Source organism: Trinickia sp. Y13 (assembly GCF_029522115.1).
Taxonomy (GTDB): domain Bacteria; phylum Pseudomonadota; class Gammaproteobacteria; order Burkholderiales; family Burkholderiaceae; genus Trinickia.
This window is the reverse complement of sequence record NZ_JAKWFK010000005.1, coordinates 38,487-50,247: the sequence shown is the minus strand read 5'-3', so window position 1 is coordinate 50,247 and position 11,761 is coordinate 38,487. Positions and strand designations below refer to the sequence as shown.

Here is an 11,761-nt window from a genome sequence, read left to right as displayed (position 1 = left end):
ACGCCCCAAATTCCACACGACCTCGATCATGAGAAACCTGCTGCTCAAACTCTGCGCGGCGGCGCTTGTCGCCGGCTCGGCCGCTGCGACGAACGTGCATGCCGCCGACCTCCATGTCATCACCTCCGGTGGCTTCACGGCCGCGTATAAGGTGCTCGGCCCAAAGTTCGCATCGGCGACAGGTGACACGCTCGAAACTGCGCTCGGCCCGTCGATGGGGAAATCGCCCGAAGCCATCCCCAACCGGCTCGAACGCGGTGAGCCTGCGGACGCCGTCATCATGGTTGGGTACGCGCTGGACGCGTTGATCCGCAAGGGCGAGGTGATCCCCTCATCGCGCGTGGAGCTGGCCGATTCGCGTATCGGCATGGTCGTGCGCGAAGGCGCCGCGAAGCCCGACATCAGCACGGTGGAAGGCCTGCGGCAGACGCTGCTGCATGCCAAGTCGATCGCCTACTCGGATAGTGCGAGCGGCGTCTATATCGAGCGGGAGTTGTTCAAGAAACTCGGCATCGAAGATCAAGTCAAGTCGAAGGCGAAGATGATTCCGCGAATACCCGTGGCATCGGTGGTGGCCAACGGCGACTACGAAATCGGCTTCCAGCAGGTGAGTGAGTTGTTGCCCGTCAAGGGAGCGGCCTTCGTCGGCAAGATTCCGGAGTCGCTGCAATCGGTCACGCGGTTCGCCGCCGGCATTCCGGTCCACGCGCAGCATCCGAAGGAAGCGAAAGCGTTGCTCGACTACCTCGCTTCACCCGGCGTGCAAAGCGAAGTGAAGTCGACCGGACTCGATTCGGTTTCGACTCGATGATGCAAACTGGAACGGCGGCTTGCCGCGCTACTCCGGCGCATCGCCGCTCGTCATGCCGCCGCGCTTGGCGCCCACCATCATTCGATGAAACTCCTGAGCGGCCGGCGTGAGCTGGCGGCCACGGCGTCTGACGATTCCGACGCGCCGCTTCACCACCGGTTCGACGAGCGGCACGCTCGTCAGAATGGGATGGTTCGCACCGGGCATGGCCATCGACGGCACGGCGGCCACGCCGAGCCCCGCTTCGACCAAGCCGAGCATGGTCGTGACGTGCCGCGTCTCGCAGACGCTCGGCGCACTGGGCGCCACGGCCGACAGCGCTTGGTCGAGCAACAGGCGGTTGCCGGAAGTTTTACCCACCGATACGTACTCGTGCTCGTATAGCTCGCTCCAAGTCACGCGCTTCTTGCGGGCCAGAGGATGGTCGCGGCGGCAAGCGGCAACGAACCGGTCCTGCAGCAGCAGCTTGAACTCGATCTCCGGCTCCTGGCTACCTATGAAGCTCACACCGAAATCGGCCTCGCCGCTGATCACCGCGCCAAGCACCTCGTTCGCGCTCGCATCGAGCAGCCTGACCCTGATGCGCGGAAAACGCCGCCGATAATTCGCAATGACGTTCGGCAAAAAGTAATAGGCCACCGACGGCACGCAAGAAATCGTCACATGCCCAAGACGGCTCGATGAAACGTCGCGGATGCCGAGCAGCGCGACATCGAGATCGTCGAGCAACTGCTCGGCACTCGGCGCAAACACGCGGCCGATCGTGGTGAGCGTGACGCTACGCGTGGTCCGCTCGAACAGACGCACGCCGAGCGCCTCCTCGAGCTTGTCGATGCGGCGGCTCAGCGCCGGCTGGGAAATGTTGACCGCCTCGGCCGCCTTGCGGAAGCTGCCCAACTCCGCCACCGCGCGAAACGCCTGCAAGTCGTTCAAATCGAAGTTAATCGCCATGTGTCTCCCCCCGCGCCTTGAGGGCAGCGCCATCGATGGCGGGCGCGCGCAACATCGCGCGGATACGCTCCGCGGTGTGCGGCTGCAACGGCGTGTACACGAGCATGCTCAGGTCGGGCCGGCCATCGACGGCGAACAGCGAATACTCCATCTCGACGGTGCCCAACTCCGGATGCAGCAAACGCTTCACGTTCTCTCCTTCACCGTGGCTCAGCACATGATTCTCGCGCCACATGCGCTCGAAATCCGCGCTGGTGCGGCACAGATCTTCGACGAGATCACCCACCTCGGTGGCGAGCCCCGCGCGCGCCACGTCGGCGCGAAACGTCCCGACGACGAAGCGCGCGACGCTCTCCCAATCGTGCTGTCTCGCGCGCACGGCCGGGTTGCCGAACAGGAACCGCAGGATGTTGCGTTCACCGGGCGGCAAAGCGGCGTAGTCCGTGAGCACGAGCGCCGCGGCGCGATTCCACGCCACGACGTTCCAGGTCGCGGTCTTGATGATCGCTGGGCTCGCGTCAAGCGAATCCAACACCCGTTGCAACCGCGGGTTCACACCCGCTACCGCGCGATAGCGAACTTCAGGGGGCCTGCCGAGGCCCAGCATGAAGAGGTGCTCACGCTCCGTATCCGTCAACATCAGCGCCGCGCCGATGCGCTCCAACACCTCCGCGGAAGGCGCGCCGCCCCGGCCTTGTTCGAGCCACGTGTACCAGGCGGCGCTGATGTTCGCACGTTGGGCCACTTCTTCTCTGCGCAATCCGGGCGTGCGCCTGCGGCCGGAAAAACCGAAGCTGGCCGGATCGAGCCGCGTGCGGCGGCTGCGCAAAAATTCTCCAAGGGTGGGGGCGACGTTCGCTGACATGACAAGCCTGTTAGCCGGTTTACCAGGATAAGGTCACTACTTCAACAGGATATCGAATGATCGCATAGTGGCCGGGTGATTACCCAGGAGACTTTACGATGCGAATCTTTCTGACAGGCGCAACCGGCTTCATCGGCTCGGCTCTCGTTCCCGAATTGATCGGGGCGGGTCACGAGGTCATCGGCATGACGCGCTCCGATTCAGGCGCGCAGGCGTTGGCCGCGGCGGGCGCCGAGATTCATCGCGGCACGCTCGAAGACCCCGACAGCTTGCGTCGCGGCGCGGAAAAGGCGGACGCCGTCATTCATCTCGCGTTCGACCACGATTTCTCGCGCTTCGTCGACAACTGCGAAAAAGACAGGCGCGCGATTGCAGCCTTGGGCTCGGCGTTGGTTGGATCCGATCGCCCTCTTCTTTTGACGTCCGGCACGGGCGCCGGCAGCCGCGACGATGGGCAACCGGCCAGCGAGGACGTGTTCAACACCGCGCACCGGAATCCGCGCATCGTATCGGAGCTGGCCGGCAATGCGCTGCTCGAGGCGGGCGTCAATGTATCCGTGATGCGCCTGCCGCAAGTGCATAACCCCTTCAGGCAGGGCCTCATTACGCCGCTCATCGAGATCGTGCGCGAGAAAGGCGTGTCCGCCTATGTGGAAGACGGCCTCAATCGCTGGCCCGCCGGGCATTTGTCCGATGTCGTTCGGCTGTACCGGCTCGCCATCGAGAAAGCCGAGCGCGGCGTGCGCTATCACGCCGTTGGTGAAGAAGGCATCAGCGCGCGAGAAATCGCCGAGGCATTGGGGCGCGGATTGAACGTGCCGGTCGTCTCGATTGCGCGAGAGGAGGCGCAAGCGTATTTCGGATGGATGGCGATGTTCGCCGCACTCGACATGCCTGCATCGAGTGCGCTGACGCAGGCGCGTTTGGGTTGGAAGCCGACGGGCCCAACGCTCATCTCCGATTTGAACGAAGCGCGTTATGCGAGGGAGGCGGCGTAAGCGTCGGGGGTGGGTTACGCCTGCCCCAGGTCTTGGGGCTTCAACAAATCCCCCCTCGCGACGGCACAGAAAGTCAGCAAGACGGGCATCGAGTGATGATATCGATCGGCATACCGCGGTCGATCTGATTACGCCACGCGAGAATGGTGTTCGGCACCTTCTTGTTCCAAGCGGCCACGTTCGTGTAGTACCGCATCCGCACCTTGTCGTTGCCGTCGAAGACCAGCAGACCGATCCAAAACTCGCCGTCGCGACTCATCACGATCGATGCATTGGTGTTTGCAAGACCGCGCACGAAGAACTGCTGCACCTTCGTGCCCAGATGATCCAAGTCGGCTGCATCGCTGCGAAGATTGATCGTCGATACCAATGCATCGTAGTCGCCGCCGAGCAGCGCATGCGCCGCGTCATCCGCCTTACGATCGCCAAGTACATGAAGGCTGACGAGATCTGCCGACGGCTTCGCGTTCATCGCGGCAAAGGTGACGTATCTGCCGCCAAAGGACACGCCCATCCCCTCACCGCAGGTTTCTGGACCGCTCGCCTCCTTCACGTCGATGCTTTCGTTGCGGCGAGCGAAGGTCAGCTTGCATCCCTGGGCGTCGCGATAGTCCGCCGTTTCACCATGCACGGTGATGTCACCTTCGTTCTCGCCGGTATGCGCCCCATCGTATGCGGAGATCGAAAAATGCAAATGGGGCGCCGCGCCGGAGAAAGTCAGCGTGCCGCCTTGCGTCGGGTTGCCGCTGTTTAACGTCCACGTCTGCTCCCACCTGTCCTGGGCAAGCGGGGTCCCCGCCAGCGCCGCCAACCTTTCCTTATATCGGTCGGCGATGCATGACTTGTCGTCGCCGCAGGCGTTGCGCAAACGTAGCCATTGCTGCTGCGCGCGTTTGAGCCCAGAGCCATTCTGGCTCTGCACCAACGAGGCCTTCCAAGCACTCGCGAGTTCACTATCGAACTGCGAAAGCACAGGGGTGGCGCAGATCGCTTTCTCCGTCGGCGAAGCGGCCTTCGCGCAATCAAACCCAGCCGCACGGCATACCAGCGGCAGCGCCGTTAGCACCGTCAAACCGATTACATGCAGGAACGGTGGGGCTCGGCGCAATAGAGCGAGTCGGGGCATTGTCGAATCCTCGTAGGTTCGTCGTATGGGGAAGCAATTCGATCGCGCCGTTGAGCGGCACGTGCTCGGGCGATCAGGTACGACGCATGGTAAGGCATGACGCAGAGTCTACCGACTGGCACACGCGGCTGCAGCGCCGTGCTCGGGATTTGGCCACGACACGCGATCCCCTCGCCCGTTTCGATGACGGACGATTACGATGCTGCTGGCTTCAGGACAGTTTGCCCAACAGCTTGATGAAATTTCGCTTCGCGCGATACGCCGCCCGAATCTCCTCGAGCTCGCGGGAGAACTCGGCATGTTCGGTCAGCCTCGCCCTCAGCGTGCCGATGGCCCGCACGATTTCAAACGCCTCGTCATATCGCGCGTTGCGCGTACCGTTCTCGGCGGCGAGCGGCAGCAGCCGATGATAGAGGGCAATAGCGTCGCGAGGATGGGTCTTGCCACGGGCAGCCGCCATTTCCGGCCATAGCTGTGTTGCGACAGAGCCGCCGGTAAACGTTTCCCATGCGCTGTCGTTCTCTTTTCCAGCAAGAAAGATTCTGACCAGTTCGGTCCGTGTCGATCGCTGCCAGGCATCGCGCTTCGATTTTGCGACTGCCTCCTCTTCCGTGACGAGGGCCCAGAGGTGCGTGAGAGCGCGCTCCCGTGTCTGGTCATACCTGCCAGTGGCCGCAGCAACCTTCATCAAGGCGGGAAACGCCTCGGCTGTGGGACGGATTTCGAAGCGGTGCCACGCGAACGCATCGGCCTTGTCGAACTCACCGCGACGCAGATACGCGTCGATGCAGAAATCGAGCAGGCGCTGGTCAAAGCTCTTCTCGGATTCTTTGATGCCGCGCTCGGCCCACGCGAGCCCCTCGTCCGCACGTTCGTGCTTCACACAGAGCTCCGCTATCAGCAGAAAGCGGTACGGACTCGATAGGTCCTTGGCGCGAATGCGAATCAACGCATCAACGTCTCCGTCGAGTTCGGCCAGCGCCCCCATCGCATGTTCGAGCTGCATGCGCGGCGAGTCGTACGACCGTCGGACTTCTTGGCCAGGCGCAAGCGCGGGCAGCCCTTCCCACGCCCCGTTGGCGAGTTCGCGATAGCGGCGCAATCCATCCGTTCCCAGCGGCCCCGCATACGCCGGCAGGACGTTATAGAAGGTGTCCCACTTGCCTTCCGTCTGGAAGCGGAAGAGCCGCTCCGCAAGCTTCACCGGATCCGGTCCGGTCAACTTGCAGGCGTCGAGGTGGACAGATGCCAGCTCGAGAATCGCCGGCATCACCTCTCCACCGGAGTCGTCAATCTGTTCGAGGCTCGTTTCGGCGCCCGCAATTGCCAGCTCCGACAGTTCGACCACCTGTGCAGCTTGAGGCCCGGACAGCCTCTGGCGCAGCATGCCCGCCAGCGACATTAGGCCATCGCCGTATGCGCCCGCCTCGCGCCATCCCAGTGGTCGGGAAATGCGAGACGCCTGCCTGACGGCGGCCTTCATGCTGGGCAAATCGGATGCTCCTGCGGCTCGCGCGGCGAACAACAGCTTATCGCGTAGCGTCAGATCGCGTTCGATGGCTTCGAGCAACCATGCCTGAAGTGCATCCTTGTCCAGCGTCGCAACATATTCGCGAATCGTTTCCTCGTAGGTTGTCCTCTTTTTGCGGGGCTTCTCGGGGGCCGCCTCCTGGGCATGGAACACCTCTTCGCCAGAGTTCTCCAGCCACGAGAGCGCGACAGCGACAGCATGTTTGCAGAACAATCCGTCGTTGCCCACTGGACACGTGCAGTCGTACGCTAGCTCGCCATCGCCATCGACGGCGAACTCGACCCGATAACGATGCGTGCCGGTTACGTTGGCGTGAACCGCGCCGTCGCACTCTCCGAGGCAAGAGACTGCGCCATCGTGGAAATAGGCCTTGCCACGCGCAAAGGTCTTCGCATCGGCCAACGTCAGGACTTCGGCAAGAGAGAGAACCTCGGAGAGATTTTTAGATTGCAACATCCGGTGGCTGGCAAAAAACTGAGAATGCCGCGACGGGCGGCGCACAGACGCGATGATACCGGGGTTGGCGATGCAGTCGCCCACGGCACGGCGATGCGCTCCTTCCAGCCGAGGTATGCAGCCTGCGGTCTGGTTCTTCCTCAACGCCCGCAGCTACCGTCGCTTTTTACTTTGCGCGCAACAGGGAACGCGCGAGGAGCAGAACGGCTCCGGGCGCATATCGCCGAAGCGGGGGTGACGGCTAGGGTTTCGTTACGATCGCTTCACTTCGATCGTGGCACCGATCTCGCGCATCTTCTCGAGCACCCGAGCGAACTCATCGTCCGTCAACACGAGCCGCGCCGCGCCAAAGAACAGCATTTGTGGGCTCATCTCCCGCGGGGTAATGCCACCGGTGTACTTGCGCCACTGCTGCCCTCCGGCGACGCCGAAAAGCTCAGCCATGTGTTCGCCGGTGTAAGCGAGTTTGCTCTTGAGGCGCTGGAAGTCTTCGGCTGTGGGTGCCGTGTATTTCATATGAAAAAGCCGCCTTGCGGCGGCGCTCGAGCTTAGTCGAAAAAAAATCTCGTGATCGTCATAACCGCCAGGATCAAGCCGCTGGCCCGTACGATCGGTGACGAGGGTCACATCTTGTCGTATCGCGATGCCGCCGCGGCCCAGCGGTACCACGCGCAGCGGATTATGAATTCGACGCGGTCATGCCGGCAACGCCAATACCTTGTGAACGGCCGCAACGCTGACCGCTCACTCACTCATGGACGGATGTATGTTGCACATCGTAGATGTACATTAGACATCCTGACGGGTGCTCGAGTCGATTGCTCGGCGTAAGCGTCTTGCGATTCCCGTCGTTTCGCATCCATCAGCGAACCACCTGCGGCCTGGCGTTGTTTAAATCGACGCGCAGCACGTTACTTTTGGGCGTTGGCCGGAACCGTAGCTCCCCCGAATGCGACCCGGCATTGATGCGTAAAGCGCGGCGGGTATGCCCGTGCTTGGCCGGCGTGGGAGCGCATGCAGTCACGCGAGACGGCTTCCTCTTCGTCGACCGCTTTGCAGACAGTTGGCGTGCGGCCGGCTTATGGCGAAGTTTGTGGGGCGATTGCAGTGCGTGCCTAGCCTCCGGCGGATTCCACACCTCGCGATAGCGTTCGCCGGCATGGGCGACGGAAGCTCCTGCCAGCAACGTCAAGAACAGAACACGCAACATCTCATCTCCCTGCCTTCAAACCGAATCGGATCACCCCTGTACAGGCGATATCCTCGCCGATATATGGGCCACCACAGCCCGCACAGTCCTGTGCGGTCGAACATGCCCGATTCCTCAATGCGCTATCGACTGAGGCGCATTGAACGAATGATACTGTATATAAATACAGTATGTGTCACCCATGTTCGCGGTCTACGACATTTCCGCAGCGATGCGTGGGTCGCATGGCGGCGTCCCGCCACGCGCAGGGCTATGATGCCCATGAGGTTCGACGAGCGTTCGTCTTCGTTCGACGATCTGTTTGCGAAGATTGCGGCTCTCCAGGAAGGGAGGCCATCAATAGAGAGAATGCGGTGCGTCGGAGAAGGCCGATTAGTCGCTCGTGACGGGCCGCCTCCGCAAAGGCAGCCCTCCACGACGCGGTGTTAGTCGTGATGATGATGGTGCTTGCGATGGCGCCCGCTCGGGTGCGCGCGGTAGTCGTTGGCGTAGGAATTCGCGCGGGAGATGTGGCCTCCGAGCGCCGAGCCTGCTCCACCGCCAGCAGCCGCGCCGATGATGCCACCGGCGCGTCCGCCCATCGCATTGCCTGCCGCCGCGCCGGCGACGCCGCCCAGCACGCCGCCTACGATCGCACCCGTGCGCTCACGGCGATTCGAGGTAATGGCGCCGCCTGCGCCGCCGCCCACGGCGCCCCCGATGACCGACCCGGTGCTGCCCCCAACCGCGCCGCCAACGGCAGCGCCGGCCGCACCACCCAGTGCCCCGCCCAGCGCATTGTTCAAATCGCCGGCGAAAGCCGGCAGCGAGCTCAATGCAGCCAACGCCGCGAAGGCGGCAATCCGAACGCTTTTCTTCAACATATGAGGCCTTTCGTCTTCGTTTGAATAATGGCGCGCAGTATAACGAGCCACCGAAAGGCAAATGTTGCTTGACGGTCCGAAGACCGTAAGAGATGTAACGAAATCTCGGAGGCTGGTTGGCTTAACTTGATGCCACGGACCCCGAGGCGCGCCGACGCGGCTCCCCCGCACGACTGCTGTGTGCCTCGTGTTCGGGATGCACATCGAGCAGCTTGCGCACGACGCCGTTGGTCCACCCGAAGCCGTCCTGCAAGGGATATTCGCCGCCACCGCCGCCGTGGGTCGCATCGACGTCCCGATGCAGCGCGTACTTTTCGACGAGCTTGAACTCGCGCTCATAAACGGCCGCCACCGTAGCGAGCCAGCGATGAGCGATCTCTCGCCCGAGCGCCCGCTCGCCGTAGCGAATCAGCCCGCGTGCCGCCATCCATTGCAGCGGCGCCCATCCGTTGGATCGGTCCCATTGCTGCTGGCTCGCTTGCTCGGTCGTTCTCACGCCACCCGCCGCCAACAATCGTGACTCGAGCGCGCGCCCGGCGCGATGCGCCTGCTCGCTCGACGCGAGGCCGACGTATAGCGGCACGGCGAGCGCCGCGCTGAGCCCTTCGCGTTGCACGCCGAGCTGCCAGTCGTAGTCGACGAACGCCCCGTCCTTCTCGCTCCACAGGTAACGATCGATGGCGCCACGCCGCGCCTGCGCTCGACTGCCGAACGCATCGGCCGTCGACGCATCGCCGTGCGCGCGGGCGAGCTTTTCGATCTGCGTCTCGAGTTTGTAGAGAAAGCTGTTCAGATCGATCGGCAATATCGACGTGGTTCGAATCGTCGATAGGTCGTTCGGATCGGCAAGCCAACGAGAGCTGAAATCCCAACCGGACTCTGCGCCCGCTCGCAACTCGCGATACACCTCTCCTTTCGGGCGCGCACTGCGCCCCGCCGTTTCGACGTCTTCGATGTATCCCTCGTCGCGCGGCGTATCGCGCTCGTCCCAATAGCGGTTCAAGAGCGCGCCGTCGGGCAGCCGCACGACGTGTCGCGCCGCCTCGCCTGGCGCCAGACCTTCGGCGCCTTCCATCCAGTAGGCGTGTTCGCGCTTGAGTTGCGGCAGATACCGGAGCGCCGGCTGAACGCCGTGCGTTTGAAACAAGTCGACCATCAGCGCAAATACGGGCGGCTGGGAGCGGCTCAGATAATACGTTCGGTTGCCGTTCGGAATATGTCCGTAGTGATCGACCAAGAAAGCGAAGTTGTCCGCCATGCTGCGCAGCAGATGGTGTCGTCCGCTTTCGGCTAGACCCAGCATCGTGAAGTAGGAGTCCCAGTAGTACATCTCGCTGAAACGTCCTCCGGGCACAACGTAATCGTGCGGCAGCGGCAATAGCGAGCTGTTCGCCGGGTGGTGGCGAGGCTCGCGCCTCAACACCGGCCACAGTGAATCGATGTGCGCGGCGAGCGTCTGACTCGTGTCCGCCACGTAATGTTCGGCCGGCGCGCACTCGCGCTTGAAATGCCGCGTCACGAAGCCCTTCAAGTCGAAACCGGGCAGCCCATGATCGGCGCGATAACGCCGCATGATCTCGGCGGGATCCGCGAGCGGCACGCAATCGGTAAACGACTTGCTGTCGTCGAACACACGCGCCATCTGCACGGCGACGAACAGTTCTTGGTAACGGTCGGCCGGCGTCAAGACATCCGCGCGCGCGACGTGTTCGACGTCGGGCGCCGCGCCGCCGGTCGCCAACATTTTGTCTGCAGCGATCGTCATGCTCATTGTTCAGCGTAGTTCCAGAGTAAGCCGCCATCGACGTAGAGTGTCGAGCCAGTGACGTAATCGGCCTCGTCCGACGCCAAGAACAGCACCGCGTTCGCGACGTCGAGCGGTTTGCCCAACCGCTTGAGGGGAATGTTGCCGAGCAGCGCATTAAGCTGCGTCGGGTTATGCAACAAGCGGTCGTTGATCGATGTGCCGATCGCACCGGGCGCCACGTTGTTGACCGTAATGCCAAGCGGCGCAAGCTCGATCGCGAGATTGCGCATCATCATCTTCATTCCGCCTTTGCTGGCGCAATAACTAGCGAAATGCGGAAACGGCAATTCCTCATGCACGGAGCTAATGTTGACGATGCGCCCGCCGCGCTGCGCATCGCGCAAATGACTCACGAATGCTTGCGTAATGAAAAATGCCCCTTTCAAATTGATGTCGAGCACTCGATCGTAATCCTCTTCGCTCACATCCAGAAACGGTGCATTGTGCTCCACGCCGGCATTGTTGACGAGCACATCGATGCTGCCCATTTTCTTTATCGCTTCATCGACGAGTCCGCGGCCTGCTTGCGTGGCGCTGATATCGCCTGCCACGATGCAGCCGTCGCTGCCCGCGGCGCGCACGTCGGCCAGCGTCTGCTGGGCGCGGTTGTCGTCATGAAGGTCGTTGACGATGACCTTTGCACCCTCTTGTGCCAAGCGTACGGCCACGGCGCGCCCGATACCCTGGCCCGCGCCGGTCACGAATACGATCTTTCCTTGCAATCTCATTGCTTTTTCCATACTGACTCCTTTGCTGTGCAATGGATGAATATGTCCCTCTTATAAAACCGAGAGCAATTCGCAGGCCCACGATAAAACTTCGAGAAGGGCTGCCAGGCTGCGACAGGGTGCTCGGCACGCCGCGAGGCGAGGCCATCGAGAAAACCGTCGGCACTCTCAAACCGGGGAGCAAGCAACAGCGCATGCGCCACGGGCGCGCGATCTCCCGTCAGCAACGCATGACGCAGCCATGATGACCCTTCCCGCTGCCACGGGACAGCCGGACGCGCTGAGGCAACGCTGCTGTTGCCAGCGACTGTCCCACCGTATCGTGGGCAGCGTCCGCGACCTCTTGGTGGGCGCACGTACGACCGCCTACGCGTTTACATGAATTGAACTTCATCATACCGCCCATATCATGCAT

Annotated in this window: 10 protein-coding genes; 2 read left to right on the top strand and 8 right to left on the bottom strand. The window is 62.5% G+C overall.

The window, feature by feature from the left end; translation table 11 throughout:
- Positions 1–28 precede the first annotated feature (28 nt).
- Positions 29–811, top strand: a complete 783-nt coding sequence (locus MMB74_RS11065) for a substrate-binding domain-containing protein (protein ID WP_277428680.1) — start codon at positions 29–31, stop codon at positions 809–811.
- Positions 812–838: 27 nt separating this feature from the next.
- Here the strand turns inward: MMB74_RS11065 and MMB74_RS11060 are convergent, their stop codons facing one another.
- Together MMB74_RS11060 and MMB74_RS11055 are read right to left on the bottom strand one after the other, a co-directional pair.
- On the bottom strand, positions 839–1,762 hold the full coding sequence (locus MMB74_RS11060; protein ID WP_277428679.1) for a LysR family transcriptional regulator: 924 nt from the start codon (positions 1,760–1,762) through the stop codon (positions 839–841).
- Positions 1,752–2,627 carry a helix-turn-helix transcriptional regulator gene (locus MMB74_RS11055; RefSeq protein ID WP_277428678.1) on the bottom strand — a complete coding sequence of 292 codons (876 nt, stop codon included), beginning with the start codon at positions 2,625–2,627 and terminating at the stop codon, positions 1,752–1,754. Before MMB74_RS11055 ends, MMB74_RS11060 begins: the two co-directional genes overlap by 11 nt.
- A 98-nt stretch (positions 2,628–2,725) precedes the next feature.
- Between MMB74_RS11055 and MMB74_RS11050 the strand changes: the two genes are divergently transcribed.
- On the top strand, positions 2,726–3,625 hold the full coding sequence (locus MMB74_RS11050; RefSeq protein ID WP_277428677.1) for an SDR family oxidoreductase: 900 nt from the start codon (positions 2,726–2,728) through the stop codon (positions 3,623–3,625).
- A 73-nt stretch (positions 3,626–3,698) separates the two neighbouring features.
- Here MMB74_RS11050 and MMB74_RS11045 read toward each other — a convergent pair whose 3' ends face one another.
- The 6 genes from MMB74_RS11045 to MMB74_RS11020 all read right to left on the bottom strand — a co-directional run bounded on the left by MMB74_RS11045 (position 3,699) and on the right by MMB74_RS11020 (position 11,346).
- Entirely contained in the window at positions 3,699–4,691 is a 993-nt protein-coding gene (locus tag MMB74_RS11045) for a lysozyme inhibitor LprI family protein (protein ID WP_277428976.1), read from the bottom strand.
- Between the two features lie 271 nt (positions 4,692–4,962).
- Positions 4,963–6,738: a DUF6880 family protein gene (locus MMB74_RS11040; protein ID WP_277428975.1), complete on the bottom strand. Its 1,776-nt coding sequence runs from the start codon at positions 6,736–6,738 to the stop codon at positions 4,963–4,965.
- A 252-nt stretch (positions 6,739–6,990) separates the two neighbouring features.
- The gene (locus MMB74_RS11035) at positions 6,991–7,365 is read right to left on the bottom strand and encodes a hypothetical protein (protein ID WP_346780678.1); all 375 of its coding nucleotides are present in this window, start codon (positions 7,363–7,365) and stop codon (positions 6,991–6,993) included.
- Positions 7,366–8,373: 1,008 nt separating this feature from the next.
- Entirely contained in the window at positions 8,374–8,811 is a 438-nt protein-coding gene (locus tag MMB74_RS11030; RefSeq protein ID WP_277428676.1) for a hypothetical protein, read from the bottom strand.
- A 121-nt stretch (positions 8,812–8,932) separates the two neighbouring features.
- Positions 8,933–10,576, bottom strand: coding sequence for an alpha,alpha-trehalase TreF (gene treF, locus MMB74_RS11025; protein WP_346780677.1), 1,644 nt, complete (start codon positions 10,574–10,576; stop codon positions 8,933–8,935).
- A 2-nt stretch (positions 10,577–10,578) separates the two neighbouring features.
- Complete coding sequence (locus MMB74_RS11020; RefSeq protein ID WP_277428674.1) at positions 10,579–11,346, bottom strand: glucose 1-dehydrogenase; 768 nt, start codon at positions 11,344–11,346, stop codon at positions 10,579–10,581.
- Positions 11,347–11,761: the final 415 nt, after the last annotated feature.